This is a genomic window from Amycolatopsis cihanbeyliensis, assembly GCF_006715045.1.
In the GTDB taxonomy this organism is placed as follows: Bacteria; Actinomycetota; Actinomycetes; order Mycobacteriales; family Pseudonocardiaceae; genus Amycolatopsis; species Amycolatopsis cihanbeyliensis.
In genome coordinates this window covers 4,359,989-4,386,490 of sequence record NZ_VFML01000001.1, presented here as the reverse complement: position 1 = coordinate 4,386,490, position 26,502 = coordinate 4,359,989, and the positions used below count along the sequence as shown (strand labels likewise).

Here is a 26,502-nt window from a genome sequence, read left to right as displayed (position 1 = left end):
ATCACAACGCCTTCGGCGGGACGATCTGCAGGTAGATCGTCGTGAGGATGAAGTTGAGGAAGAACAGCAGCAGGAAGGTGATCACCACCGACTGGTTCACCGCGTCCCCTACGCCTTTCGGCCCACCGCCGGGGTTCAGCCCGCGGAAGGCCGCTACCACGCCGGCGATGAATCCGAAGAGGACGGCCTTGATCTCACTGATCCACAGGTCCGGTAGCTGAGCCAGCGCGGAGAAGGAGGCAAGGTAGGCGCCGGGCGTCCCGTCCTGCATGATCACGTTGAAGAAGTAGCCGCCGAGTACCCCGACCACGCTGACCATGCCGTTCAGCAGCACCGCGATCACGATCGCGGCGTGCACTCTCGGCACCACCAGCCGGTGGATCGGGGACACGCCGAGTGCGCGCATCGCGTCGATCTCCTCCCGGATGGTGCGGGACCCGAGATCGGCACAGACGGCACTTCCTCCCGCGCCGGCGATCAGCAGCGCGGTGATCAGCGGGCTGGCCTGCTGGATCACCGCGAGCACGCTGGCCGATCCGGTGAAGGACTGCGCGCCGATCTGCTGGGTCAGCGAACCCAGCTGCAACGCGATCACCGCACCGAACGGGATAGCAACCAGCGCGGCGGGCAGGATGCTGACCCGGACGATGAACCAGCACTGCTGGATGAACTCGCGGAACTGGTACGGCGGTTTCAGGCTCAGCCGGAGCACGTCCAGGCCCAGCGAGCAGAGCCTGCCCACCTGGCGCAGCGCCGCCAGGCCCATGGTCGCGACCGGTGGGGCGCTCATGCGCGGTACCCCCTCGGCTGCGGGACCGACACGCCGTAGTGGCGCCGCTCGCCCTCGGTGAGGCCGGCCAGGATGCCCCGCTGTGCCTGCTCCGGGAGCTGGTGCAGCACCCGCATCACCCGGTCCTTGCGCCGCCGCACGGCCCGGCGCGGCGGCAACCCTGGGGTCGGCTCGAGTTGCGGCACCACGCCGGCAGGCTCCTCGGGTCGGCCGGGCGGCTCCCGCTCCGCCTCCGCGGCCATGGTGGCGCTGTCCTTCTCCTCGCTCATCCCGATCGGTCCGATCCGCCTGCCGCGCAGGAACTGGGCCACCGCGGGTTCGTCACTGGTCAGCAGCACCTCGCGCGGCCCGAACATGACCAGCCTGCGGCGGAACAGCATGCCCACGTTGTCCGGCACCGTGCGGGCGACGGAGATGTTGTGCGTGACGATCAGGATCGTGGTGTCCAGCTGCGCGTTCAGGTCGATCAGCAGCTGCGCGAGGTAGGCGGTGCGGACCGGGTCGAGGCCGGAGTCCGGCTCGTCGCACAGGATGATCCGCGGCTCGAGCACCAGCGCCCTCGCCAGCCCTGCCCGCTTGCGCATCCCGCCGGACAGCTCGCCCGGTAGCTTCCGTTCCGCACCGGTGAGCCCGACCAGCTCCATCTTCTCCCCGACGAGGTGCCGGATCTCCGCCTCGCTCTTGCGCGTGTGCTCGCGCAGCGGGAAGGCGATATTGTCGTAGAGGTTCATCGAGCCGAACAGCGCGCCGTCCTGGAACAGCACACCGAACTGCTTGCGCGCCGCGTACAGCTGGTGTTCCGAGCAGCGCACCAGGTCCACCCCGTCCAGCCGGACGCTGCCCTGCTCCGGCCGGAGCAGGCCGATCAGGCATTTCAGGAACACGGACTTGCCGGTTCCGGAGGGACCGAGCAGCACGCTCACCTCACCGTCCGGCAACACCAGCGAGACGTCCCGCCAGATGTTCTGGCCACCGAAGGACTTGCTCAGGCCGTCCACTGCCACCTCGCCACCCATCGGCTATCCCTCCTCACCTTGCGCGCACACCGGCGGCGGGTCGGGAACGGAGCATTCGCGGATCGGGCTGAACTCGATCCTGATGTGGTTTCCCGGGCCGGAAACGAGGTTGGTGAACAGCGAGTCCAGCGGTTCCTTCGTGCCGCAGTTCGCGAACTCCGGAATGGAGTACTCCGACTCCATGACCCCGCCGTTGGCCAGGTCCCACTCGCCCGGCTCCGAGGACAGCTCGATCTCGATCGGGACGCTGGTGCCGCAGTTCGGCCCGACGTCCAGCGGGGTCCCGTTCACCTGGACATCGCGCATGGTCATCATCGCGGTCGCCGTGCCCTGGAACACGAACTCCAGCGGGTCCACCGAACCCTCGGCCGGGGCGGTCTGGGTGACCTTGACCAGCGCGGAGGTGGGCACGAACCGGAAGATCACGAACGAGTCCCTTGTCTCGGGCAGCCACAGGTCGCCCTTGATCCCGTTGCAGTACAGGATTCCTCCGGTGTCGGGGTTGCTGCGCAGCCAGAGCCAGAGGTCCCCGCCCAGGTAGCCGGGTGGCCCGAACACGATGTCCGAATCCAGCTTCGTGACCCCGGCGGTCACGACCACGTCGTAGTAGCCCCGCCGGACCTGGATCGCGTCCTCCGGTATCTCGGTCCCGCACAGGTTGGCGGTGTCGGCAGCCGCACCCGGTGGGCCTTCCGGCGCCCGCCGTGCCGGCTGGGACGCCTCGGGGGCTGCCGTCGTGGACCGCGGCGACGGCGTGCTCGGCGTACTCGACTCGGCGGCGGGCGAGGTGCGTTCCGTGGTGGGGGTGGGGGTGGGAGTCCGGTCCGCGGCCGCCACCCGGACCGTGCCGAGCGCGGCGTCCTGGCCCTCCTCGAGGGTGCAGAACACCCCGGCCGGGGACTCCGCGCCCTCGGCCTCACCGAGCAGGATCAGCTCGGCCCGGTCGAGGGTCAGCGCGACCTCACCGGCCACGCTGGTCGCGATCGGTTCCAACTCACCCGGCGCCCGCACGGCGAGTTCTCCCTCGGCGGGCAGGGGTTGCGCCGGAAGCTCCGCCTTCGCCTGGACTCTCGCTCGCTTTCCCGCGTGCTGGGCGAAGACGTTGACCCGCACGGTGCCGGCCAGCGAGTCCCTGCCCGCCGCACGCAGCGCGGTGACCGTCTCGGCGGGAAAGACAAGTCCCACCGACACCTCCGCGGCAGGCAACTCCCGCGGTGCCTCGACCACCGTGGGAAAGCTCGCGGTGACACCCGCCGTCAACGGCTGTGTGCCGGCGGCGGGAAACTCGCAGGTGTTGCGCAGGCTCGTGGTCACCGGCTGGAGTACGGCGTCCCCGGTTTCCGGCGCGCTTCCCGCGGCCACCGGTCCCGCCACCAGAGTCAACGCCGCCACCGCCGCGATCGCGACCCCGCGGATACGGCCCCGCCATACCGATCGAACAGACAACACGGGATCTCCTCGGTTCGGGCGCTCACTCGGTGATCGGAATCGTGGCGAGGTGCGGATCCTGCGGCGGCTCGGTCTCGGTGATGGCACAGGACACGTCGAACTCCCCGAGCTCGATCGGGGAACCGTCCGCGCGCCGGGCGTCGATGGTCGCGGTGAACTCCGCACCCGCGGCCAACGTCAGTGTGCCGGGCTCGTAGGCGATCAGGGAGGGCATCGTCCCGGTGATGTCGACCGGAAGCGACTGCTCGACCGGGACCTCGGTCCGCGGGATGCGCAAGCCCGGAATCCCCAGTGTGGCGCGGAGGCCGTTGATGTCCGCGTCCACATCGGCCCGTGCCGCACCGTCGAAGGTGGCCGCCTCCAGCAGGTTCAGCACGGTGACGATGTCCTCGTTCAGGGTGAGCGCGATCGTCACGTCACTGTGCGCCCGGAATCGTTCCCCCACCGCGACCGAGTCCGGCAGGCTGACCCGGACGGTGCCACTCAGCTCCTGCGGGACGAGATAGGGAAACTCGCAGGTGTAGGTGAGTTCCTTGTCCACCTCGATGGTGCTCGCCCTGGCGGCCGCGGCGGGCGCGGTCAGCATGGCGGTCACCGCCGACACGACGACAACCATCGAAAGGCTACGGGGCATCGGGGCTCCTTCTGCTGGAACGATCTGGTCCGTGCCCGCCGGACCGACGGGCACGGACCAAAGCGCTGGTCAGTGCGTGTTTCCAAGCGCTCTCAGGCGACGATCGGGACGGTCGCCAGGTGTGTGTCCTGACCCGACTGCGGCTGGCAGGGCACGTCGAAGGTGCCGAGCGCGGTCTCGTCGCCCGCGGCGTCCCGCGGGGTGAGCGTGCCGCTCAGGTCACCGGCCGACACCGAGAGGTCACCGGGCGCGCGGAAGATCAACGACGGGGTGTTGATCGGCATGGACGCGGTGAGCCCGCCCGCCGCCGGCACGTCCACCGGCGGGATGGTGGCCGGCAGCCCCAGGGTCAGCTCGAGCGTGCCCGAGGCATCGCTGAGGCCGGCGTGCAGATCGGCCTGACCCGAACCCTCGACCGTGGCTGCGCCGTTGTCCCGCAACACATCCACGCTCGCCGCGTTGATATCCGCCTGTACCTCGGCGTCGGTGATCTCGGCGCGCTGGTCCACCTGCGCCTGGTCCGGGAAGGTGGCCGTCACCCTGCCCACGGCGTCCTGCTGACCGGCCTCGGGAAAGGTGCAGGTGTAGGCCAGTTCCTTGTCCACACTCCCCTGGGTCGACATTCCGGCCGCCGGTCCCGCGGTGGGCGCGCCGGTGACCTCGATCGTGCCGAGGTGCGCGTCCTGGCCCGCGTCCTGGGTGCAGGGGATGTCGATCGGGTTGCCGAGCGCGGTGTCATTGCCGTTCTCGTCCAGCGCGGTGGCCGAGGCGAAGAACTGCTGGCCCGCGCCGATCTCCAGCGAGCCCGGCTCGTACAGGATGAAGCTGGGCATCGGACCGGTCATGCTGCTGCTCATCGGGCCGCTGGCCGGAATGTCCTGCTTCGGCGCCTTCAGGTTCGGCACGCCCATGGTGAGGGTCCTGCCGCCGAAGGCGACGTCCACATCGGCGACCCCGTCCGCCTCCATGGTGGCCGCGCCGATCAACCGGAACGCGGTCACGATGTTCTCGCTGAGGGTGAAGTCGATGGCGAGGCCGGTGGGTTGGATGCGCTCCCCGACCGCGGCCGAGGTCGGCAGGTCGACGCTCACCGTCGCGGTGACCGGCTGTGGGCCGACCAGTGGGAAGGTGCAGGTGTAGGTCAGTTCCTTGCTGACCACGTCCAGCGGACTTGCGGTGTCCGCGGTGGCCGGTCCGGCGGCGAGCACGCCGGCCAGCGCGGTGACCATGCCTACCGTGGTCACCGAGGCCACGGTACGCAGTCTGGATGAAGATACGCGACCAATCATACGAATTCTCCTAAGGCCGAATGCCAACCCCCCGCGCGAACACAGCACCATTAACGGCGACTGGTCGCGGCCGGCATGAATAGACCCAACGGGACGTATTACGGTAGTGGAGTCCAATTTCCTTCAGCTATCTACCAGCCAGTAGGTTACTTCAGTGTGACGCGGGAAACAAGTGGTCGTTCGCCGCGGGATCGTTCCAGATCAACGGTTCCATGAATTTGTCACTCAACTGCCAAAAAGGCTCGTTGAACCTTGTGACGCACCAGCCAGGTTTGCCTGACATGCCCTGCCCGCTGGTTCATTCGGGGCAATCACATAGGCGAAGAAGCGCAGTATACGCAGGTCACTACCGGTCGAGCTAACCCGAACGGACGTCACCCGACCTGCACCGACGCTCGGGGCAAGCCCTCGCCAAACCATCGCCGAGAAGCCGCCGCAGGCCGGAAAGAACAGGAACAACACCGTTTACCCCGACTCGCGAGGAACGATTATCCTTCATCGTCAAAGATTGAATTAGTCGCTGATTCGCAGCCGAACGAGAGCCCGAGCGGGACCCCATCGATACGGATGATCGACCATCGGATGATCAGTAGCGTGACGTTCGCATGTTTTGTGTTAACCATGAGCGAATCGAACCCGTTGACAAGCACCCTGACCACCGATATTGTGATGCAGGTTACAAGATTCGCGAACCTGCCGGACAAGGGTGGCGTGATCTGTTGAGACCAAGGGGAAGATCCGTGGAATGGATCGCCGGACCCGGTTCGAGCCGATCGGCGGCCCCGACGAACGGTCGAGCCGAACCGGGCGGCGCCGGCACGGACGACCCCTGGTCCGCCCTGCCGCGCAGCCTCGCGGCGATGTTCCGGCCACGGGCAGGCGACGTCGCCGCGGCGATCCTGCACGAGATCCAGCGCTCGATTCCGGAGTACGCCCGGCCGCTGGAAGGTCGCTTCGGGGAGGCGATCACCGAGGGAATCGAGCAGGCGATCAACCAGTTCATCGAGCGGATGGCCGATCCGGACGCTTCCAAGGAAGAGGCGGCGAAGCTGTTTCGCTGGCTCGGCAAACTGGAGGTCAGCGAGGGCCGTGGGGTGGACACCCTGCAGACCGCGTATCACGTCGGTGCGCGGGTGGCCTGGCGGTTGATCGCCGAGTTCGGCCAGGCCGCGCAGCTGTCCTCGGCCACCATCTGCCGGCTCGCCGACGCGTTGTTCGTCTACATCGACGAGATCTCGGCACTGTCGGTCGAGGGCTACGCGGCGGCCAAGATCCGCAACGCCGGCGCGCTGGAACGGCGCCGAAGACGCCTGCTCGAGCTGATCCTGTCCGACCCACCGGTTTCCACCGACGCCCTCGGCGAGCTGGCCGGACCCGCGCGCTGGGAGCTACCCGAGCATATCGCCGCGGTGGCGCTGGAACGCCGGGACGAGCTCGCCGAACCCGCGGCGCTGGCGCTCGATGACGGGGTGCTCGCCGATCTCGGCGACAGCGAGCCGTACCTGATCGTCGCCGACCCGGATCTGCGGCGGTCCGAGCTCGAGTCCGAATTGGCCGGTCAGTCCGGCTGGCGGGCCGTGGTCGGGCCGAGGGTACGGCTCTCCGCGGCGACCACCTCGCTGCACTGGGCCCGGCGCGCGCTGGAGCTCGCTCGCCGTGGCGTGCTCGCCGACCAGCAGCTGATCTGGTGCGGGGAGCACCTGCCCACCCTGTTGCTGACCACGGACGAGTTCCTGGTCCGCGAACTCGCCCAGTCCTGCCTCGCCCCGCTGGACCCGCTGACCGTCAAGCAACGCACCCGGCTCAGCGAAACCCTGCTCGCGCTGCTGGAGACCAGGGGCAGTGCGCCGGAGATCGCGGCCCGCCTGCACATCCACCCGCAGACCGTCCGCTACCGCCTGCACCAGCTTGAGGGCCTCTTCGGGGACCGCCTGCGCGACCCCGACGAACGCTTCGCCCTCGAGATCTCGCTGCGCGCCCTCCACCTGCTGCGCTGCTCCGAGTGACAACGCTCCGAGTGACGATCGAAGGAGTGGGTTGCTAGGTCAGGGTGGTGAGGAAGGAGATGATGCTGCTGGTGTCGGCCTGGCCGAGCAGCTCGCGCTCCACCTTGCCGATCTTCGCCGCGATCCGTTTGTACGCGGCGCGCCCGCGGGGGCTGAGATACACCCGCACCCGGCGACGGTCCTCCTCGTCCACCTCGCGGTAGACCACCGCGTTCGACACCAGCTTGTCGACCACCCTGGTCAGGGTCGGGCCGGTGACCATCGTCCGGGCGGCGAGGTCGGCCATGGACAGCCCGCTCCGCTCGGCCAGCGCCTCGACCACCAGCCACTGGTCCAGGCCGAAGCCCTCCGGTTTGAGCAGTTGTTCCACCCGGACGGTGACCACCCGTGCCGCCCTGGTGAGCACCCGGATCAATGGCTCGCCGGCGGAGGTGCTCTGACTCTCGGTAGCGCTGTCCTCACGCATTTCGTGCCGCCCGTCCTCCCACTTGCGGAAACCTCAGCCGATTGTAAGACTTCCAGGTGAAAGAAAGTCCACCATGCCGTAACACGGACCTCGCGGAGACCCCATGGCATTCGGTGTCGCCGCCGGAAGCCGCCGCGACATCTGGAATGTCGCGATGGTGATCCCCCTACAGGGGCCAGCAGGACTGTTCGGGCCGTCCTGCGAGGCGATCACGGAGCTCGCCGCGCACGAGATCAACGCCGAGGGCGGCATCCTTGGTCGAGAGGTCCGGGTCGAGGTCCTGGACGGCGGCGCGGCACCGCAGGCGATCGCGGGCGAACTGCGCGACCTCATCGACCGTGGCCGGGTGGACGCCGTGAGTGGTTGGCATATCTCCTCGGTACGCAACGCACTCGCGCCGGTACTCGCCGATCGCGTCCCGTACGTGTACTCGTCCCTCTACGAGGGCGGCGAACGCAGGCCGGGCATCTTCTGCTCGGGTGAGACCCCACGGATGCAGGTCGCGCCCGCGCTGCGCTGGCTGCGGGACAATCTCGGCGCGCGACGCTGGTTCGTCGTCGGCGACGACTACGTGTGGCCCCATGTCTCCACCGCGGCGGTCCGCCAGTTCGCCCACGAGCTCGACCTCGATATCGCGGGCGAGGCCTTCGTCGGTCTCGGCGCGGGCGATATGACCCGGCTGGTACGCAGGGTGGAGGCGACCCCGTGCGACGGGGTGCTGATGCTGCTGGTCGGGCACGACGCGGTGGAGTTCAACCGCGAGTTCGCCCGGCGCGGGCTGCACGAGCGGCTGCTGCGGTTCAGCCCGCTGATGGAGGAGAACATGCTGCTCGCCAGCGGGCATTCGGCGACGGGGAACCTGTTCGTCTCGGCCGCGTACTTCCGCTCCCTTGTCAGCGCCGACGCGCTGGACCTTCTCGGCAGGTATGTCGGCCTGCACGGGCCGAGCGCGCCGGCGCTGAACAACGCGGCCGAGTCCTGCTACGAAGGATTACACACCCTGGCAAGCCTCACTCGCCGAGCGGGAACCGCGGACCTGCCCGAGTTGAACGCGGCGATCGACGGCGTCGCCTATCACGGTCCGCGCGGCACCGTGGAGTTCCACGGCCAGCAGGCCAGCCAGCACGTTCACCTCGCCATCGCGGACGGCTACGACTTCGACGTCATCACCCGGCTCTGAACGACCGCGTCGGCGGAACCTCTTGACGCCACCCTCCTGTCGAATTACTTTCATCTGAAATTATTCCATCCGATCCTAATCGGAGGCGCCCGATGAACAACGTGGGTCTGCTCTACGTCGGCGCGGTGTTGCTGGTGAACGGCCTGATGTTGCTGGGCAAGGTGCCCACCCGCTCGGCGGGGCCGCTGAACCTGTTTGTCGGCGCCCTCCAGTGCGTCACCCCTACCGTGCTGATCATCCAGGCCGGCGGCGACACGGACGCCATCCTCGGCGCCTCCGGCCTGTACCTGTTCGGTTTCACGTATCTCTATGTCGGGATCGCCAACCTGGCCAACCTCGAACCCGAGGGCGTCGGCTGGTTCTCGCTGTTCGTGGCCGGTGCGGCCGTGGTGTACGCGGGCATCTCGTTCTGGCGCCAGGGCGATCCGGTTTTCGGCGTCATCTGGCTCGCCTGGGCCCTGCTGTGGTCGCTGTTCTTCCTGGTGCTCGGCCTTGGCATGACCGGACTGACGAGGTTCACCGGCTGGGCGGTCGTGCTGCTCAGCCAGCCGACCTGCTCGGTGCCCGCGTTCCTGGCCATGACCGGCGCGTACACCTCGGACGGGCCGACCGCGCTGCTCGCCGCCGGCATCGGCGTCGTACTGGTGGCCACGGCCGCGCTGCTCTCCCGCGAGCGTGCGACCCAGGCCGCGACCGCGACCGCGTGAAGCAAGGTTCCAGTTCGCTCAACCCAGCTCAACCAAAGGAGAAATGATGCGACACGGTGATATTTCGGCCAGCCCCGACACCGTCGGCGTCGCGGTGGTGAACTACAAGATGCCGCGGCTGCACACCAAGCCCGAGGTGCTGGAGAACGCGCGCAAGATCGCCGACATGGTGGTCGGGATGAAGACCGGGCTGCCGGGGATGGACCTGGTGGTGTTCCCGGAGTACTCGACCCAGGGCATCATGTACGACCCGGACGAGATGTTCGCGACCGCGGCCACCGTTCCGGGCGAGGAGACCGAGATCTTCAGCGCTGCCTGCCGCGAGGCGGACACCTGGGGCATCTTCTCGATCACCGGTGAGCAGCACGAGGACCACCCGCACAAGCCTCCGTACAACACGCTGATCCTGATCAACAACCACGGCGAGATCGTGCAGAAGTACCGCAAGATCCTGCCCTGGTGCCCGATCGAGGGCTGGTACCCAGGGGACACCACGTATGTCTCCGACGGGCCGAAGGGCATGAAGGTCTCGCTGATCATCTGCGATGACGGCAACTACCCGGAGATCTGGCGGGACTGCGCGATGAAGGGCGCCGAGTTGATCGTCCGCTGCCAGGGTTACATGTACCCGGCGAAGGAGCAGCAGGTGCTGATGGCGAAGTCGATGGCGTGGGCGAACAACTGCTACGTGGCGGTGGCGAACGCGGCCGGCTTCGACGGCGTGTACTCCTACTTCGGCCACTCCGCGATCATCGGCTTCGACGGCCGCACGCTCGGCGAGACCGGCGAGGAGGAGTACGGCATCCAGTACGCGCAGATCTCGCTGTCGGCGATCCGGGACGCGCGGGAGAACGACCAGTCCCAGAACCACCTATTCAAGCTGCTGCACCGCGGCTACTCGGGCGTGCACGCCGCGGGTGACGGCGACAAGGGCGTGGCCGACTGCCCGTTCGAGTTCTACAAGCAGTGGGTCACCGACGCCACCAAGGCGCAGGAGAACGTGGAGGCCATCACCAGGAGCACCGTCGGAGTCGCGGACTGCCAGGTCGGCGACCTTCCGGTGGAAAAGACGATGCAGGCCTGACAGTCCCCCGCGAGGAAAGGAATTCCATGCCGTACCTGACCGACATGTACCACGACCAGAACCGTCGCAGGCATGCTCGGCAGGACGGCTCCCCGCCGGTGACTGCCGACCCTGAGCGGCAGTCACCGGCCACCTTCGATCCGGACACGCTGACCGAACGCCTCGGCGCGCGGATACTGGGCCAGTCCCCCGCCGTGCACAGCGCCGTCCGGGCGCTGACGCTGGCGACCGCGGGCGTCACCGACCCCGGTCGCCCGCTGGCCAACCTGCTGCTCGTCGGCCCGACCGGGGTCGGGAAGACAGAACTGGTCCGCCAGATCGCGGCCGAGCTGCGTTCCGGGCCGGACGATCTGTGCCGGGTGGACATGAGCTCGCTGGCCCAGGAGCACTACGCGGCCTCGTTCACCGGAGCGCCACCCGGTTACGCGGGCAGCAAGGAGGCCTACAGCGTCTTCGATCGCTCCACAATAGAGGGAGACCCGTACACGCCGGGAATCGTCCTGTTCGACGAGGTGGAGAAGGCGCATCCCACCGTGCTGCGCGCCCTGCTGCACGTACTGGACAACGGCAGGCTCCGGCTGGCCAACGGGCAGCAGACCATCTCCTTTCGGAACAGTTTCGTCTTCCTCACCTCCAACCTGGGCTCCGCCGAACTGGCCCGCCGCCGGGCCTCCCGCTGGCGCCGCCTCGCCGGGCCGCTGGCGACCCGCCTCGCCGCACGCGGCAACCAGGTCACCCTGGACACCGCCGTCCGCGAGTTCTTCGAACCCGAGTTCCTCAACCGGATCGACGAAACCGTTGTGTTCACCGAACTGGACACCGCCACGGCGGAACGGATCACCCGCCTGGAAATCGACCTGCTCCGAACTCGCCTCCGCCGCCGCTCGGTGGACCTCGAGGTGGACGACGGGGTCGCCGCCCTGCTCACCGAGACCGGCTTCGACCCGGTCTACGGTGCCCGCGGCCTGCGCCGCGCCCTGCGCACCATCCTCGCCGAACCGGTGGCCACCGCCATCCTGCGCGCCCGCGGCCGCACCGCCACCCCCCTGCACGTGCACGCCACCACCGCGGGCGGCCAGGTCACCGCCAGTACGTCCCCGGCAAAGCCCTGAACGCCACTTTCGAGACGCTGAATGCCCCGAACGTGGCCATTGAGACGTCTGAGGTCCGGAACGTGGCGTTCAGGGCCCGGAAGCGGGTGGGCCACTCGAGGACCGGGTACACCCATTCGTTGTGGTTGCCTATTCGCCAACAACAAGCTGCGAAACTCGAAGGTTTCTGTCCGTAACACTCGGCGGCACACGCCGAAATAGCAAAGACGGGCGGTACCGGGCACGCCGAGCCCGGTGGGCAGGAACCTTGGGAGTAGTCAGTGAGTTCAGCGGGATATGAGGATGCGGCCACCGATCCGCGAGTCGACCAGGCGAAACGCCTGTTCGATTTCCTTGCTCGAGCGCAGGAACTGAAGAGCAGCCCACCGCAGAGCGTCGAGGCCTACAACCGGAACGGCTCGGTGCTGTGGCTGGCCGACGCTCCCGAGCATCCCGCCGTGACGACCGCATATCGCTCCCCAGACCCGGAACCGGAACAGCCGGTGCTGACCGTCGATCGAATTCCCCGAGTGGAACCTCCGGATCCCGAGCAGCCGCTGTCCGCCTGGCTGAACGGGCCGTTGGACGACCCCGCTACGGCACCGGAGCTGCGCGCGTCCGTCACCGAGTTCATGCCGGACACGGACGACACGGACGGCGAGGGCAGCGACATCGCGGTGGCGCGCGAGGTGCCCGTCGAGGAACGGCCGGAGATCAGGGAAGAGTTCGACCGGTGGCTGCCGCGATGGCAGGAATGGGCCGAACAGGAACTGCTCGACCGGCCGGTTCGCGACCTGTATGCCGCGCTGTTCTCGACCTATGTCAACGCCACCAGCCACCCCGAGGAACTCGAACTGATCGTCGCAACGGGCTGCCTCGGCTGGATCCCGACCGGCCACCCACCGGTGAAGCGTCACCTGCTCAGCTGCAAGGCAGCGATCCACTTCGACGACGACACCGGGCGGCTCACGGTCATCCGTATCGAGTCGATCGAGTCGCTCGATGTCGAACTCGACATGCTCGCACCCAGCCTGGTCAGCAACACGGCACACATCAACGAGGTGCGCGAGCAGGCCCGCCAGTTCGCCGCGCATCCGCTGCACCAGGCGGAGATCGCCCCACTTGTCCGCAGGCTCGTGCACAGCCTGGACGCGGACGGGCAGTACCGGGAGACCGACGCCCAGCCCGACCCCTCCGGGCGCGCGCTCGCCACCTTCGCCCCGGCGGTCATCCTGCGCAAACGCTCGCAGCAGGGCCTGGTCGAGATCTTCCGGACGGTCGTCCGGCAGCTCTCCGCCGCCGGGATGGTGCCGGACGGGGTGCTGCCGCTGATCGACCCGAACCACACCCCCCGAGTCGAGGGTGAACCGGGGGACGGTGCGCTGGTGACGGTGGACGACGATCCGTTCCTCCCATTGCCGGTCAATGAGGTCCAGCTGCGTGTTCTTCGCCAGGTGGACACGACCGCGCAGACCCTGGTGCAGGGCCCGCCCGGCACCGGCAAGACGCACATGGCCGCCGCCTTGCTGTCCCACCTCCTGGCCCAGGGCAAGCGCGTACTGGTCACCGCGCACACCGACCGGGCGCTCAAGGAGGTGCGGCAGAAACTGCCGGAGCGGATCAAGCCGCTGTCGGTGGCCGTGGTCGGCACCTCGCGCGAGGACATGTCTGACCTGAAGCTGGCCGTGGACCGGATCGCCACCGCCGCCGCCGAGCACGATCCGCACGAGGCCGCGGCAACGCTCCACGAATGTCTCGACCTGATCGACCAGTACCGACGACGGCGCGCGGAGCTGTACCGGCAGCTGGTGGCGGCGCGTGAGCACGAAGTGATCGAGCACGAGCACGCGGGCTACCGGGGCACGCTGACCGCGATCGCCCGGCAGCGCCAGGAACAGGCGGACCGGTTCGGCTGGCTGGCCTGTTATGTCGACGACGCCGCCACCGGGCCGGCCCCGGTGCACGGCGCCGAGCTCGTCGAATGGCACGGCTACCTGACCGACGGCACGCTGCGGGCCGATGAACCGGAGTCACGCAAGCGGTTGCTCGACCTGTCCACAGTCCCGGACCCGCAAACGTTTGCTGACCTGGTGACCAGCGCACAAAGCGCGGAATCCGCCGACCGGCAACACGGTGAGCCGAGCAGCCCGGCCGCCTTCGACGCGATCCGGCGGCTCGACACGGCCGGGCGGGACCGGTTGCGGCGGCGACTGCACGACCTCGCCGATGAGGCGGCGGATCTGGCCCGGCGCCGGGAGTCCTGGCTGAATGACGCGCTGGCCGACGTCCGTTCCGGCCGAGCCGGAACCTGGCAGGCACGCGAGGGCACGATCCACGAGCTGATCGAGCGGGCGCGGACGCCCGTCAATCAACTCGGTTCGCTCGCCGATGTCGGCATGACGGGCGAGGCGGGACCGCTCGTGGCGCTGGCCGAGGAGCTCCGCGCTCATCTGGACGGTGGCGGCACCATCAGGACCAACCCGGACGGCAGCCCGAAGATCGGCCTGCTCACCGCGAAGCAGGTCAAGCAGGCGCAGCCGCTGTTCGACCAGGTACGGGTGGACGGGCTGGCGCCGACCACGGCCGAGCGGATATCGACCTTCCTGCTCTGGGTGGACGCGACCAGGATACTCGCCGCGCTGGAGAAGGCGTGGCCGGACGGGATGCACATCGCCGCCGAGGACACCCTGCCGGAACGGTTGCAGTGGCATGTCACCGAGGCGCAGCAGCTGCGCAGGGTACTGGCCCTCGGCGAGCGGCTCGAGCAGGAGGAGCAACACCTCGCGACGGCCGGGCTCCCCCGGCCGGACTGGAACGACCTGGAAGCCGTCCGGGAGTACGCCGGGTTGGTCGACGCGGCCGCCGCCAGGGATGCCCGCGCCGCGGCGATCGAACCACTGCACCAGATCGACCAGACCGCCGCCGAGGCGGCTCGGTGGGACAACGCGGCCGGCTGCGTGCACCACCTTCTCGACGCTGTCCGGCGGCGCGACCACAACGACTACGCCGTCGCCCATCAGCGGATCGGGCGGCTCGCCGAGGTGCAGCGACTGTGTCTGCGCAGGAACAAGCTCGCCGCCACGATCTCCGCGGCGGTCCCGGCGCTGGGCAAGGCGGTCACCGAGACCGCCGACGACCCGCGATGGCCCGAGCGGCTGGCCGACTTCGCGGACGCCTGGGCGTGGGCCACGACCGGCGCGTGGATCCGGCGGCAGGGCGGGCAGGACATCAACGAGCTGCAGGCCGCGGTCAACCGGGCCGAGGAGCAGATTCGCCGCCACGTCGAGGAACTGTCCGCGACCCGCGCCTGGAGTCACGCGGTCGCGCCGGAACGGTTGACCGGCCAGGCGCGAGCCGATCTCGAGCAGTACGCGCAGCTGGTCCGGCGCCTCGGTAAGGGAACCGGTGTCTATGCCGCGCAGCGCAGGGCGGAGATCCGGCACGCGATGGACCGCTGCCGGCCTGCGGTCCCGGTATGGATCATGCCCATCTACCGGATCGCCGAGCAGCTGCGCATCCAGCCGGACATGTTCGACGTGGTGATAGTGGACGAGGCCTCGCAAGCCGGGTTGGAGGCGCTGTTCCTGCAGTACCTCGCGCCCAAGATCGTCGTGATCGGCGACGACAAGCAGGTCTCCCCGTCGGCGGTCGGCATCGACCAGCAGCAGCTGCGCGATCTGGCAAGGCAGTACCTTGCCGACGATCGCTACCTCGCCTCATGGCAGGACCCGCAGCGCAGCCTGTTCGATCACGCCAAGATGCTGTACGGGGGCAGGCTCACCCTGGTGGAGCATCGGCGGTGCGTGCCGGAGATCATCGGGTTCTCCAACCAGGTGGCCTACGAGCCGGATGGCATCCGGCTCATTCCGGTCCGGCAGTACGGCGCCGACCGGCTCGAACCGGTCAAGGCCGTCTTCCTGGCGGACGGCTACCAGCGCGGCACCAAGAACAAGGTCAACCGGGTCGAGGTCGAAGCGATCGTCACCCAGATCGAGAAGTGCATCGCCGATCCACGCTACGACGGACGCACCTTCGGCGTGATCTCGCTGCTGGGAACGGCTCAGGCGAAGGTCATCGAGACCGAACTGCTCTCGCGGGTGCCACCGGAGGAGTGGGCGGCGCGGAACCTGCGCTGCGGCGACTCGGCAGATTTCCAGGGATCCGAGCGGGACGTGATGTTCCTTTCGATGGTGGCGGCTCCGGAACCCGAGCACCGGATGGCCGCCCTGACCCGCGACACCTACGTGCAGCGGTACAACGTCGCGGCATCCCGTGCGCGCGACCAGATGTGGGTGTTCCATTCGGTCACCCGGGACGACCTCGGCAACAAGGAAGACATGCGGTTCCGGCTGCTCGACTACTGCTACGGCGTGATCAACCGCCGCGAGCGCGAGGAGGAGGGCACCTCGACCGGCCTGGTGCCGGAGCACACCCTGGTCGAGCCGTTCGACTCGCTGTTCGAGCAGCGGGTGTACAACCGCCTCGTCGAACGCGGTTACTGGGTCGTACCGCAGTATCCGGTCGAGGGCTACCGGATCGATCTGGTCGTGATCGGTGCGCAGGCTCGGCTCGCGGTCGAATGCGACGGTGACGCGTGGCATGGCCCGGATGCCTACGAGCGCGACCTGGCCCGGCAACGCGACCTGGAACGATGCGGGTGGCAGTTCTTCCGGATCAGGGAGTCCGCCTTCTACATCGACCAGCCGGCCATGCTGGAGGACCTGCGCGGGATGCTGCACGGGCTGGACATCCACCCACCGGGCCACGATGTCGTCGAGGCGCAGGTTGAGGCCATGCCGGAGGCAGCGCCGGTACCGGCACCGGCCGAGCATGCCGCCACGACACCGACCGTCGATGCCGCGCCGGCGACCACGGGCAGGATCTCGCTCGGTCCGTACGAGGAGTACACCGGCGCGGTCCCCTCGGCCATCGAGGCGTCGCGGGCGGACCTGATGACCGCCATCCAGGCAATCGTCGCGCGCGAGGGGCCGGTGGTCGGCGATCGGTTGCATCGGGCCTATGTCAGCGCGTCCGGTGGCAGCAAGGTCGGCTCGCGGATCGCGAAGGCACTGAACGCGGCGGTGAGCGGCGCCGTGCGGCGCGGCATCATCGTGCAGGACGCACCGCTGGACGAGGTGGGCGTGAAGCCACGCACCTACCGGCTTCCCGACCAACCCGAGGTTCGGCTCCGGCAGCTCGGGCCGCGGTCGCTGGACCAGCTACCGCCCCGCGAGCTGGCAGCGTTGTTTCAGCTCGTCGCGACGCAGAACGGGAACGCCGATGAGGAGGCCCTCTACCGTGCGGTCCTCGACCTGCTCGGCCGCGAGCGACTCACACCGAACGTCCGGCAACAGTTCAGGCGGGTCCTTCCGCTGCTGGAACGCGATCCGCATTGACCTCGCATCCTCCCTGCGTACGCTGATCTCATGTGCCGGAACATCACCACACTGCGTGGGCTGCAGCCGCACGCGACCGACGAGGAGATCGAGGCCGCGGCGCGACAGTACGTACGCAAGGTAACCGGGGTGCAGTCGCTCTCGGACAAGACCAGGGAACCGTTCGAGGCCGCGGTCGCGGAGATCACCGGGATCACCACCCGGTTGCTCGCCGAACTGCCGGAACGCAAGCAGCCACCGAAGAACGACCCTCCGCTGCGCCGCCCGGAGGTACGCGCCCGCATCACCGCCCGCTCGCAGGCATAGCCAGCCAAGGTAGAACATGTTCTAATTGACGGCATGCGCCATGGTATCGTGCTGTTCACCAGTGATCGTGGGATCACCCCTGCCGACGCCGCACGGGCGGCGGAGGCGGCGGGATTCGACTCGTTCTCGGTCCCCGAACACACGCATATTCCGGTGCACCGGACCGCGACCCACCCGGGGACCGGCGACGAGAGCCTCCCGGACGACCGCTACCTGCGCACCCTCGATCCGTGGGTCGCGTTGGCCACCGCCGCGTCGGTGACCGAGCGCATCAGGTTGTCCACGGCTGTGGCGCTCCCCGCCGAGCACGATCCGATCACCCTGGCGAAGACCGTCGCCTCCCTCGACCACCTCTCCGGCGGGCGGGTCACGCTGGGGGCCGGGTTCGGCTGGAACACCGACGAGCTTGCCGACCACGGGGTGCCGCCCGGCAGGCGCAGGACCGTGCTGCGCGAGTACCTGGCAGCGATGCGCACGCTGTGGACCGAGGACGAGGCGAGTTACGACGGCGAGTTCGTCCGGTTCGGACCCAGCTGGGCCTGGCCGAAACCGACCGGTCGGATTCCGGTGTTGATCGGCGCCGGAGGCACGGAGAACACGTTCTCCTGGATCGCGCGGCACGCGGACGGCTGGATCACCACCCCCACCGACCGCGAGCTGGACGAGAAGGTGCGCCTGCTGCGCAAGGCCTGGGACGAAGCCGGGCGGGAGGGCGAGCCGGAGATCGTCGCGCTCGCCGGGAAGCCGGATCGCGAGGTGCTGGCTCACTGGGCGGAGCTGGGCGTCAGCGAGGTGGTCTTCGGCCTGCCGGACCGCTCCGCGGACGAGGTCACCGCCTGGATCGGACGGTTGGCGGGCAAGCTCGGCCTGGTCAGCTGACTCGCGACGGCCTCGTCGTAGTCCTGTTGCCGCTTGTCCTCAATTGACATTTCGATCTGCCCCACACGTCAACGGCATCACCGGGCCGGCTACCCGCGACCGGCGGCTGCTCGCACGGCTCCCGCGCCCGGTCGTCCTCCTGGACCTACTCCACTCGGGTGGTTTGTCCCCGTGCCCTGGTCCGATCATCGAACTGGCGACGTAACGTGCTCGCTGGGTAACCAAGGGGGATCGATGAGTGGGTACCAGATCACGCTGCGGGAACTCGAAACCGCCGGGGACGCCGCGATCGGCCTTGCCGACCAGCTGGCCGCCGTGGACCTTCCCGGCGCCCGGCAGCGTGTCCCGGGTACCGGACACGCTGCCGTGCGCACGGCGAGAGCCTGCTGACGGCAAGGAAGCACTACGCGGCCAACGAGGACGCGGCGGCGGGCGATCTCCGGTACGACCACACCGGAGGGACGAGGCCGATCTGACATGGTCACCTACGGCGACGTGCGGCAGTGGTGGCCGGGCCCGGTCGATACGGCCGAGCAGGACCTCAAGGGCCACAGTGACCAGTTCCTCGGCTTCACCGACGAGCTGGCCGAGGCGGCGACACCGTCCGGCTGGGCCGGCAGGTCGGCGGAGGCAGCGTCGGGCCGGCTCAAGCGGCTCACCGATCGGGTCGAACACCTGCTCGCGGGCGTGAACGCGGCCCGAACGGCACTGATCACCGCCGCCGACGCGACCACCGTGCTGCGCCAGGAGATCTCCGAGACGGAGGGTCTCGCCGAGGCACACCGGATGACCGTGAGTAACGATGGTGGCGTCCTCGATCCCGGGCCGCCGCCGGAAACCACGCCCGAGCAACTGGAGCCGGTCAAGGAGGAACGAGGCCGGGTCCGGGCGGAGATCCTCGACCGGGTGAGGCTGATCCTCCAGCGGGCAGAGGAGATCGACAACGCACTCGCCGACGTGCTCGGCAGGGTGCGGCGTGACGAGATCGGCGACGGTGGTGCCACCTCCCTGGCGGCCGCGGCCCAGGCCGGTGCCGAACAGGGTTCACTACACGACCGGCTTGTCGCGAGGTACCAGGTATCGGTGGACCCGGATGGCATGACCACCTACCCGAAAGGGGCACTCGGCTGGATGGCCGAGCAGCTCGGCATGGAACCGCAGAAGGTCACCACCAGCGAAGCCAGTCACCTGGACGATATCGGCCTCGCCGGTGCTGCCGATGCCTACGGCATCTACAAGACCGCGCTACACGATGCTCAGAATGTCCTCGACGGGGACAACAAGAACTCCATTACCGACGGGCACGCGGACGCATTCCGGCACGCATACTGGAATGCCATGCTCGCCAACCGGTTCGGGCAAGAGTGGACGGAAGGTTACACCACGGCGCACGAGCGCAAGCCCGACAACCCGGCGACATCCGAGGCGATGGATCTGCACAACAACGAGGTCGGCAGGCGGATCGCCGCGGCACATCCCGACGCGGGTCCCGATGAGTTGAAGCAGCACATCGAAAAGGCCGTGCGTGAAGGGGACATGGTGGTGGTCGGGCAAGAAGGGCGTCTGGTACCCAGCGATCGGGTGGAGGTCGGCGCGACCGGCAGGGCGACCGACCCACCGGCGCCTGGCGGACGCGATCCAGAACCGCGGGACGAGGGCCACAGCTCCGGCGGCTACAACTACGGACGCGACGGCGAGAACTATGGCACGTACCAGAACTAGCCGACTGGTCGCGTGCGGTTGGGACCACGTCTACAGCTTCGCCGTCGAGCGAACCGTCGGTGGCGCTGTCGAGATGGGCGAGATCGTCGCCGGGCCGGGGAACATCCTGGTGTTCACCAAGTCCGGCGAGGTTCAGCAAGCTGCTCTGACACGCAGCGAACTGTACGACGGAAGCGGTTCACGATGGTGAACACTGCCCGGCGCCTGGGGCCAACTCGGCGACGTGAGCGGCAAACTCACGCGCATGGGAAGCAAACACGAGCGCGTGGACGGCAAACACGCCGGGTGGCCGGGGGCGTGGTGCTGTCGCTGCTCGCGGTGGCGGCGCTGCTGGCGGCGTGCGGCGGGGATGAGGGGGTTGAGTTGCGCGAGGATCGGCAGTTGGAGGCGGAGCTGCGGCAGCTTCGGCAGGCGGGCGAGGCCGCGCCGTTGCGCCAGTTCGTGCCCGGCGACTGGGACCACGTCTACAGCTTCGCCGAGCCGGTGACCAGGGAGTTCGTGGTGGAACAGGTCGGAAGGCCGGTGGACATGGGTGACACGTTCACCGGGCCGGGCAACATGCTGGTCTTCACCAAGTCCGGCGATGTCCAGGACGCCGTCTCGGTTGAGGTCAACCTGTTCGACGGCTCCTACGGTCCCGGGGTCAGGGTGATCGCCGATCCGCCGAATACCGGCCGGCTCCAGCTGAACGACGGAAGCGGTTCACGGTGGTGAACATCGTCCGACGCCTGGGGCCAACTCGGCGACGTGAGCAGCAAACACGAGCGCGTGGAGGGCAAACACGCCGGGTGAGCTGGGGATTCAGTCGAACTCGCCGGCTTTGGCGCCGCGCAGGAAGGCGTCCCACTCGGCGGCGGTGAAGTAGTGCGCGGGCTTGCCGCGATCCTTGGTGTCCCGCAGGTAGCGACCGCCGCCCGGCGCCTCGGCCACCTCCACGCAGGCGCCGTTGTTGCCGTTGCTGAAGCTGCTCTTCCGCCAGTGCAGGTGCTCCGGGAGGCCGCTCATGGTGGCTCCCCTTTCTCGATCGCCCAGGTCTAGTACTCCTCCCCGATTTTACCCAGCAGCGCTACGCTCTCCTCCGGCGCGAGGGCGAGGCCCAGCGCCCGGTCGAAGATGTCGGTGTAGCGGGCCAGGTCCTCCGGCCGCTCGAAGTACATCCCGCCACGCTCGTTCTCCACGTACACCAGGTCGATCTCGTTCGCGTCCGGGAACTTGAGCAGGTTGAACGGGCCACTCATCGCCGCGTGCGCACCGGCGGCGAAGGGCATGATCCGGATATCCGCGTGCTGCCGCTCGATCACGTCGATCAGGTGCCGCACCTGGTCCAGCATCACCGAGCTACCGCCGACCACCCTGCGCACCGCGCCCTCGTTGATCAGCGCGGTGATGCTGCGGTCCTCCAACCGCAACTGCCGGGCCACCCGCAGGTCGACCGCACGGTTCGCGGCCTCGTCACCCGCTTCCGGATGCGCGGCGCGGTAGACCGCGCGGATGTAGCCCGGCGTCTGGAACATGCCCGGCACGAACTCGGACTCGTACAGCAGGATTCGCTCGGCATCGCTCTCCAGGCTGGCGTAGATCTCGAACCAGTCGCTGATCACGTCCGAGTACGACTCCCACCAACCACGCTCGCGGGACTGTTCGGACAGGCGGATCAGCCGGGTGGTCTCGGCCTTGCTGGCGCCGTAGATCTCGCAGAGCTTGTAGACGTGCTCGGTGAGGATGGCGTTGCGGCCGTTCTCGATCCGGCTCAGCGAGGGCTGCGCCATCTTCATCCGCTTGGACACGGTCGTCGTGGTCATCCCGCGCTTCTCGCGGAGCTTGCGCAGGCGCTTACCGAGCACCCGGCGCCGCACGCCGGGACCGAGCGAAGTGGTCATGCCGCCGGATACTAGCCGCATTCCGCGCCCCCTATCGGGTGAACTTCACTCGTCGCGTTGCATCACGTATATACGCCACTTACCGTAAATCAGGCCGGTTGCGGCCGGTGACCCGGCCCCGCGTACCCGCCCAGGTCTGCGGGGCCGGGTCCCAGAGCGGGAGGTAGAACATGTGGCCACGGTGGCGGCGCTGGCCGAACGTGCGGCCGGATCGGGTCTGCGCGGTGTACTGCCGGGACGACCGGGGCCGGCGGGCCAGGGTCACCATCGCGCTGTGCGGCGACCGGGTACTGATCGGCGAACCGGACGGCGGCCAGTGGTGGCTGTCCCCCTTGCAGGCAGGGCGGCTACGGGCGGCCCTGCGCGATCTGGTGCTGCGCGATGCCAAGCCCTGAGCAGGAGGCCATCGCAGCGATCATGCGCAGCCGCGAGGCCGGATTCCAGTTCACGCACCTGCACAACGACGGCGAGTTGACCGCGATCCACGCCCAGCGCTGGCGCTCCGGCGCCCTGGACACCTACGTTGTCCGCTCCCCGACCGACGCCTACGCCGCCCGCTTCCGCGCCGAGGAACGCCATCCGCTGTGGCAACTCGGCGGCCCTGCCGCCGAGGTCATCGAGGCCCTGCTCGACCTCCCCGCACACGACACGACCGGTGCCCCCACTCGCACCCGCGGCGGACTCTGGCTGCCCTGACCCAAGGGATTCCGTTCGGGTGAGTATCCCTACTCAGGACAGTCCTGAGTAGATTCCCGTGACCGGCGAGTAGCTCCGGTCGTTCGGCTACCGATCACTTGAGGCGATTCGCCCGTAACCGTAGGGTCATGAGGTGACTACGGGAGGGAGGCCCCGAGTTGTCGGGTTACCAGGTGCTGGTCGACAAGATCACCGAGGCTGGGCGGGCCGCCGCGCAGGTCGCCGACGGCATGCGCGGGGTGGCCTGTGCCGAAGCGCTGCCCGAGGGCGACTCCGGCATGCCCGGCGCGCGGTGCGCGAGCAAGCTCGCCGCCGTGAAACAAGCCTGGCAGGGGCGTGAGCAGAGCTTCATCGGCCGGCTCGACGAGCACGCGGGCAGCATGCGCAGGGCCGCGCAGCTCTACAGCGCCAACGAGGACGCCGCCGAGCAGGACCTCATGCCCGTCGAGCGGTCCGCAGGCGGGCGGCGACCGTTCTGATGGTCACCTGGAGTGACGTCAAACGCTGGCGGCCTGGACCGCTGCAAGGCGCGGTCGGACCATTGAACGAGGCCTACAACAAGATCATCGCGTGTGGGGATGACTTGCGGGACATCAACACGCCGGACGGCTGGTCCGGTGACGCCGCCGGCGCGGCCGCGAACGCGGCCAACGGGATCATCGATGGGCTGGAGGAATACTCGGCGGAGATCGCCGCGATGCGGCGGGGCATGGCCGCGACGGGGGACGCCATCACGGGCATCCAACACGGGGTCACCGAAGCGGAAAGCCTGGCCGCGACACATCACTTCCGCATCGGCGACGAAGGGGCGATCATCGACGAAGGACCGCCCCCGGACATCCCTGACGGTCAGCGGGAAGCCGTGGCCGCGGAGCGACGAACCGTCGCCGCCGAACTCCGCGAACGGGTGACGCAGGTACTCAAGAGCGCAGGCGACCTGGACAACGACTTCTGCGCGGTGCTGGATCGGATCCTCGCCGACAATACGATCGACGCGACCGCCAACGACAACCAGCAGACCAGCCTCGCTGCCGCGGGTAACGCCGGAGCGGTACACGGTGGGCTGAGCATCCCTCCGCCACCACCGGCCGGGGCAACCGCCGCACAGAACGCCGCCTACTGGGCAACCCTCAGCGAGGGGCAACGCACCCAGCTGGCCATGGACCTCCCCGAACTGGTCGGCCCGCGCGACGGGTTCTCGGCCAAACAACGCGACATCGCCAACCGCAGGCTCATGGAGCGAGAACGAACCGAACTCCAGAACGAACGAAACCGCCTGCTGGACGGCATCGACGCCGCCGAGCGGGGCACCATCGACCCGACCGACACGCCCAGGCTGAAAGAAAAACTCGGCGATCTCGACAACAAGATCCGAGGTCTTGACAACCTGGCCGGCCGGCTGGAGCAACCGCCGGACACCCCCGAAGACCAGAAGTATTACCTGCTCGACATCGACGGAAGCCACGATGGCCGTGCCATCGTGGCCCACGGCAATCCAGACACCGCACAGAACGTGGCCACTTTCGTGCCAGGAACCGGCACCGACCTGGCCAACTTCGGTAGCACCCTCGATCGCGCCGACGTCATGCACCGTGCGGCAGACAAGGCTACGTCTGAATCAAATTCGGTCATCGCCTGGCTGGATTACGATGCGCCCGATTCAATCCCTGATGCGGCATTTTCGAGTTTCGCCGAAGGCGCCAGGCAACCGCTGGACGGTTTCCAGGACGGATTGCGGGAAAGTCATCAGGGAGACACACCGTCACACAATACGATCATCGGGCACAGCTACGGGTCCACGGCGGCAGGATTCGCGGCCCGCGACCAGCAGCTCGCGATGGACGACTTCATCGCGATAGGTAGCCCCGGTGTCGGGGTCGACGACGCGACCGGGCTGCACCTTCCACCAGACCGGGTATGGGCGGTAGCCGCCGAGAACGATCCGGTCGCGGACCTCGGACACTTCGGCACCGCACCTGACGACCCCAGCTTCGGCGCGAACACCATCTTCTCCGCCCCCGGATCGTCTTGGCCCATCGTCGGATACAGTCCGGAAGCCCACAGTCAGTACTGGGATCCTCGCAATCCGTCGCTCGCGGGTATCGGACAGGTCATTGCGGGTAAGCAACCGCATTAGGGAGGTTGTCGCGGTGTCACGGATCAAAGTCGCACTCACCGCCGTAGTGGCCGCGCTCTGCATGATCACGCTCAACGCCTGCGGAGAATCCGATACACCTTCTGGAGAACCCTTGGAACCTACGATCAACATTCAGGAAGCCAACCGCCTTGTCGATGATTACATGGAACGGGGACGGCGAGCCATCTCTCCAGACGCACGACTCACCGACGACTTCCGCAAGGACAGCATGGCCTGCGACGACCCCACGGACCGGGGTCCGAAGGGCAGAGTTTTCGCGACCCGTGATGCCGAAGTCGCAGGAATACCGAACGCCAGCACCCGGGAGAACTTCACAGCGCTCCGAACCTGGTGGAAGGAGAACAGCTTTCGAGTCACCACGGATAACGGGCAGGCAATATATGGAGAGCACACGGACAACGGTTTCCGGATGAGCCTGGAGTCCAATGACGAAGGAAAAATCTATCTCGGTGTCAGCTCCCCCTGCGTGTGGCCGGACGGCACCCCGGAACCCGAATCACCGGCGTGAAGTCGCTCACGGCCAGCATCGCCGGTGACCCCCGGTAGCTATTCCTGACCGCTCTCGACGAAGCGGCGCGGTTCAGCGAGCACGGAGGCCGCGTTGCTGGAGACTCCGGCTCGCCCAGTGCCGGGCGTTGCTCAGCTCTGGCAGGCCATCGAAACCGGTGCCGGGCTCGCGGTTGGTGACCTCGTCGACGAGCGCGGGCGGTTCGGCGCCGAGCCCGTGCGCACCTGCTTATTGCCGGTGCGCACGGCAAGCGCGGTCGAGCTGTGTGGCCTTGCTGGTGACGACGTCGTCCACCGGCTTGTTGTTGGTCGAGCTGAGCACGACGGTCTCGCCACGCCGCCAGGCATCCGCCATGATCGCGGTCGCCGTCTGGTTTTGCCGGTTCCCGGCGGGCCGGTGACCACCGTGAGCGGGCTGCTGGCCGCGATGGACACCACGTGTTCCCGAGCATGGTTGAGCCGGAACGGGCAGGCGTCCAACGGTGCGGCGGGCGGGGGTGAGCAGTCCTGGAAGAGGAAGCGGGCCGCGCTCGCTTGCCAGCCGTCGGCACGAACCATCCAGTCCAGGTCCTGCACCAGGCTGCGCACGGCAATATCCAGCTTGCCGCGGAAAAGCCATGACCAGGTTGAACACGCCGAGCTCCTGCGGCCTCCACAGATCCTGCTCATCAGGTGGTGGCGGCAGGCGGAGCGGGTCGAGCACGGCGTCCGGGATGCCCAGCGCGGCGAGCAGCTGCTTGGTGACCGCTGTCATCGCGGCGGCCGCGCCGAACCCGATCAGCTTGCCGGAGATCACCTCGGCGGCATCGGCCAGTACGTCGGGGTCGAACCATTCCGGGCTGAGCAAGGCTGTGTTCACACTGGGCAACTCGTTGTCGATCGGTATGTAGGAATCCTCGCCGGCGGGGATTCCGGCTCGTTCAAGACGCGGATGAACAGTGGGGCGAGATGCGGACGATGCCGCTTGTCGCGCACGACAACGGTCGGCCAGCCGTACCAGACTCGTTCGAGATCACCGAGCTCCTCGAACAGAGCGCACACCGACTCCGGCGCGGGCAGTCGCTGATCCCTCCACACAGGACGGTCTCCGACTGGAGCGGGAACAGGGCCCACCGGTCCCTTCGCTCCAGCCGTACCAGCGCGGTCAAGGACTCGTGTACAACACACGAGCGGAGGTACCGCACCAGGTTCGACCACGGCGAAGGCGACGGCTCCTCGACCGCGGGCACCTTGCCCTGTGGCACCG

Annotated in this window: 25 protein-coding genes; 16 read left to right on the top strand and 9 right to left on the bottom strand. The window is 68.2% G+C overall.

The features are described from left to right. Position 1: 1 nt before the first annotated feature. The 5 genes from FB471_RS19910 to FB471_RS19890 form a co-directional block, all read right to left on the bottom strand. A complete protein-coding gene (locus tag FB471_RS19910) occupies positions 2–790 on the bottom strand; it encodes an MlaE family ABC transporter permease (RefSeq protein ID WP_141999936.1) in 789 nt (262 codons plus the stop codon). Continuing rightward, positions 787–1,806, bottom strand: a complete 1,020-nt coding sequence (locus FB471_RS19905) for an ABC transporter ATP-binding protein (protein WP_141999935.1) — start codon at positions 1,804–1,806, stop codon at positions 787–789. The genes FB471_RS19910 and FB471_RS19905 overlap by 4 nt, the downstream gene beginning before the upstream one ends. 3 nt (positions 1,807–1,809) lie before the next feature. Continuing rightward, positions 1,810–3,255: a DUF6801 domain-containing protein gene (locus FB471_RS19900; protein WP_141999934.1), complete on the bottom strand. Its 1,446-nt coding sequence runs from the start codon at positions 3,253–3,255 to the stop codon at positions 1,810–1,812. Between the two features lie 22 nt (positions 3,256–3,277). Continuing rightward, on the bottom strand, positions 3,278–3,889 hold the full coding sequence (locus FB471_RS19895) for a DUF6801 domain-containing protein (protein WP_141999933.1): 612 nt from the start codon (positions 3,887–3,889) through the stop codon (positions 3,278–3,280). A 92-nt stretch (positions 3,890–3,981) separates the two neighbouring features. After that, positions 3,982–5,133, bottom strand: coding sequence for a DUF6801 domain-containing protein (locus tag FB471_RS19890; RefSeq protein WP_141999932.1), 1,152 nt, complete (start codon positions 5,131–5,133; stop codon positions 3,982–3,984). Between the two features lie 785 nt (positions 5,134–5,918). Here FB471_RS19890 and FB471_RS19885 point away from each other — a divergent pair. Next, positions 5,919–7,184: a PucR-like N-terminal domain-containing protein gene (locus tag FB471_RS19885; protein WP_246076491.1), complete on the top strand. Its 1,266-nt coding sequence runs from the start codon at positions 5,919–5,921 to the stop codon at positions 7,182–7,184. 34 nt (positions 7,185–7,218) lie between these two features. On the opposite strand, the gene FB471_RS19880 is transcribed toward FB471_RS19885, so the two are convergent. Then, on the bottom strand, positions 7,219–7,650 hold the full coding sequence (locus FB471_RS19880) for a MarR family winged helix-turn-helix transcriptional regulator (RefSeq protein ID WP_141999931.1): 432 nt from the start codon (positions 7,648–7,650) through the stop codon (positions 7,219–7,221). 103 nt (positions 7,651–7,753) lie between these two features. Here FB471_RS19880 and FB471_RS19875 point away from each other — a divergent pair, with 103 nt between their 5' ends. From FB471_RS19875 to FB471_RS19835, 10 genes are all read left to right on the top strand, one after another. Beyond that, positions 7,754–8,830 carry a substrate-binding domain-containing protein gene (locus tag FB471_RS19875; RefSeq protein ID WP_246076490.1) on the top strand — a complete coding sequence of 359 codons (1,077 nt, stop codon included), beginning with the start codon at positions 7,754–7,756 and terminating at the stop codon, positions 8,828–8,830. A gap of 92 nt (positions 8,831–8,922) precedes the next feature. Then, positions 8,923–9,537: an AmiS/UreI family transporter gene (locus tag FB471_RS19870; RefSeq protein ID WP_141999930.1), complete on the top strand. Its 615-nt coding sequence runs from the start codon at positions 8,923–8,925 to the stop codon at positions 9,535–9,537. A 46-nt stretch (positions 9,538–9,583) separates the two neighbouring features. After that, the gene (locus FB471_RS19865; protein ID WP_141999929.1) at positions 9,584–10,621 is read left to right on the top strand and encodes an aliphatic amidase; all 1,038 of its coding nucleotides are present in this window, start codon (positions 9,584–9,586) and stop codon (positions 10,619–10,621) included. Between the two features lie 26 nt (positions 10,622–10,647). Beyond that, positions 10,648–11,733: an AAA family ATPase gene (locus tag FB471_RS19860; protein WP_141999928.1), complete on the top strand. Its 1,086-nt coding sequence runs from the start codon at positions 10,648–10,650 to the stop codon at positions 11,731–11,733. Between the two features lie 260 nt (positions 11,734–11,993). Continuing rightward, positions 11,994–17,108 (top strand): AAA domain-containing protein, encoded by a 5,115-nt coding sequence (locus FB471_RS19855; protein ID WP_141999927.1) that lies wholly within the window; start codon positions 11,994–11,996, stop codon positions 17,106–17,108. A gap of 30 nt (positions 17,109–17,138) precedes the next feature. Continuing rightward, positions 17,139–17,414, top strand: coding sequence for a DUF2277 domain-containing protein (locus tag FB471_RS19850; RefSeq protein WP_141999926.1), 276 nt, complete (start codon positions 17,139–17,141; stop codon positions 17,412–17,414). Between the two features lie 33 nt (positions 17,415–17,447). Next, positions 17,448–18,293 (top strand): LLM class F420-dependent oxidoreductase, encoded by an 846-nt coding sequence (locus FB471_RS19845; protein WP_141999925.1) that lies wholly within the window; start codon positions 17,448–17,450, stop codon positions 18,291–18,293. Between the two features lie 234 nt (positions 18,294–18,527). Further along, positions 18,528–18,683 carry a hypothetical protein gene (locus FB471_RS34190; protein ID WP_170220869.1) on the top strand — a complete coding sequence of 52 codons (156 nt, stop codon included), beginning with the start codon at positions 18,528–18,530 and terminating at the stop codon, positions 18,681–18,683. Positions 18,684–18,770: 87 nt separating this feature from the next. Continuing rightward, positions 18,771–20,015: a DUF6973 domain-containing protein gene (locus FB471_RS35215; RefSeq protein WP_246076489.1), complete on the top strand. Its 1,245-nt coding sequence runs from the start codon at positions 18,771–18,773 to the stop codon at positions 20,013–20,015. 285 nt (positions 20,016–20,300) lie between these two features. Beyond that, on the top strand, positions 20,301–20,729 hold the full coding sequence (locus FB471_RS19835; protein WP_141999924.1) for a hypothetical protein: 429 nt from the start codon (positions 20,301–20,303) through the stop codon (positions 20,727–20,729). Between the two features lie 87 nt (positions 20,730–20,816). Here the strand turns inward: FB471_RS19835 and FB471_RS19830 are convergent, their stop codons facing one another. Together FB471_RS19830 and FB471_RS19825 are read right to left on the bottom strand one after the other, a co-directional pair. Then, the gene (locus FB471_RS19830; RefSeq protein ID WP_141999923.1) at positions 20,817–21,020 is read right to left on the bottom strand and encodes a DUF397 domain-containing protein; all 204 of its coding nucleotides are present in this window, start codon (positions 21,018–21,020) and stop codon (positions 20,817–20,819) included. A gap of 29 nt (positions 21,021–21,049) precedes the next feature. After that, entirely contained in the window at positions 21,050–21,895 is an 846-nt protein-coding gene (locus tag FB471_RS19825) for a helix-turn-helix domain-containing protein (protein ID WP_141999922.1), read from the bottom strand. 170 nt (positions 21,896–22,065) lie between these two features. On the opposite strand from FB471_RS19825, the gene FB471_RS19820 reads away from it, so the two are divergent. The 5 genes from FB471_RS19820 to FB471_RS35210 all read left to right on the top strand — a co-directional run bounded on the left by FB471_RS19820 (position 22,066) and on the right by FB471_RS35210 (position 25,257). Then, the gene (locus tag FB471_RS19820) at positions 22,066–22,290 is read left to right on the top strand and encodes a hypothetical protein (protein WP_141999921.1); all 225 of its coding nucleotides are present in this window, start codon (positions 22,066–22,068) and stop codon (positions 22,288–22,290) included. Continuing rightward, a complete protein-coding gene (locus FB471_RS19815) occupies positions 22,277–22,591 on the top strand; it encodes a hypothetical protein (protein ID WP_141999920.1) in 315 nt (104 codons plus the stop codon). The genes FB471_RS19820 and FB471_RS19815 overlap by 14 nt, the downstream gene beginning before the upstream one ends. Before the next feature lie 158 nt (positions 22,592–22,749). Further along, positions 22,750–23,070, top strand: a complete 321-nt coding sequence (locus tag FB471_RS19810) for a hypothetical protein (protein ID WP_141999919.1) — start codon at positions 22,750–22,752, stop codon at positions 23,068–23,070. Positions 23,071–23,132: 62 nt separating this feature from the next. Then, a complete protein-coding gene (locus FB471_RS19805; protein ID WP_246076488.1) occupies positions 23,133–24,728 on the top strand; it encodes an alpha/beta hydrolase in 1,596 nt (531 codons plus the stop codon). A 13-nt stretch (positions 24,729–24,741) separates the two neighbouring features. Then, positions 24,742–25,257: a hypothetical protein gene (locus tag FB471_RS35210; RefSeq protein ID WP_246076487.1), complete on the top strand. Its 516-nt coding sequence runs from the start codon at positions 24,742–24,744 to the stop codon at positions 25,255–25,257. A 228-nt stretch (positions 25,258–25,485) separates the two neighbouring features. On the opposite strand, the gene FB471_RS19795 is transcribed toward FB471_RS35210, so the two are convergent. Then, entirely contained in the window at positions 25,486–26,103 is a 618-nt protein-coding gene (locus tag FB471_RS19795) for a hypothetical protein (protein ID WP_141999917.1), read from the bottom strand. Positions 26,104–26,502 lie beyond the last annotated feature (399 nt).

What these genes read in the sequence shown, in the direction of transcription:
- FB471_RS19910 (WP_141999936.1), bottom strand. Translation starts at nt 790, where the DNA reads ATGAGCGCCCCACCGGTCGCGACCATGGGCCTGGCGGCGCTGCGCCAG.
- FB471_RS19905 (WP_141999935.1), bottom strand. Translation starts at nt 1,806, where the DNA reads ATGGGTGGCGAGGTGGCAGTGGACGGCCTGAGCAAGTCCTTCGGTGGC.
- FB471_RS19895 (WP_141999933.1), bottom strand. Translation starts at nt 3,889, where the DNA reads ATGCCCCGTAGCCTTTCGATGGTTGTCGTCGTGTCGGCGGTGACCGCC.
- FB471_RS19880 (WP_141999931.1), bottom strand. Translation starts at nt 7,650, where the DNA reads ATGCGTGAGGACAGCGCTACCGAGAGTCAGAGCACCTCCGCCGGCGAG.
- FB471_RS19875 (WP_246076490.1), top strand. Translation starts at nt 7,754, where the DNA reads ATGGCATTCGGTGTCGCCGCCGGAAGCCGCCGCGACATCTGGAATGTC.
- FB471_RS19870 (WP_141999930.1), top strand. Translation starts at nt 8,923, where the DNA reads ATGAACAACGTGGGTCTGCTCTACGTCGGCGCGGTGTTGCTGGTGAAC.
- FB471_RS19865 (WP_141999929.1), top strand. Translation starts at nt 9,584, where the DNA reads ATGCGACACGGTGATATTTCGGCCAGCCCCGACACCGTCGGCGTCGCG.
- FB471_RS19860 (WP_141999928.1), top strand. Translation starts at nt 10,648, where the DNA reads ATGCCGTACCTGACCGACATGTACCACGACCAGAACCGTCGCAGGCAT.
- FB471_RS19850 (WP_141999926.1), top strand. Translation starts at nt 17,139, where the DNA reads ATGTGCCGGAACATCACCACACTGCGTGGGCTGCAGCCGCACGCGACC.
- FB471_RS19845 (WP_141999925.1), top strand. Translation starts at nt 17,448, where the DNA reads ATGCGCCATGGTATCGTGCTGTTCACCAGTGATCGTGGGATCACCCCT.
- FB471_RS34190 (WP_170220869.1), top strand. Translation starts at nt 18,528, where the DNA reads ATGAGTGGGTACCAGATCACGCTGCGGGAACTCGAAACCGCCGGGGAC.
- FB471_RS35215 (WP_246076489.1), top strand. Translation starts at nt 18,771, where the DNA reads ATGGTCACCTACGGCGACGTGCGGCAGTGGTGGCCGGGCCCGGTCGAT.
- FB471_RS19830 (WP_141999923.1), bottom strand. Translation starts at nt 21,020, where the DNA reads ATGAGCGGCCTCCCGGAGCACCTGCACTGGCGGAAGAGCAGCTTCAGC.
- FB471_RS19825 (WP_141999922.1), bottom strand. Translation starts at nt 21,895, where the DNA reads ATGACCACTTCGCTCGGTCCCGGCGTGCGGCGCCGGGTGCTCGGTAAG.
- FB471_RS19820 (WP_141999921.1), top strand. Translation starts at nt 22,066, where the DNA reads ATGTGGCCACGGTGGCGGCGCTGGCCGAACGTGCGGCCGGATCGGGTC.
- FB471_RS19815 (WP_141999920.1), top strand. Translation starts at nt 22,277, where the DNA reads ATGCCAAGCCCTGAGCAGGAGGCCATCGCAGCGATCATGCGCAGCCGC.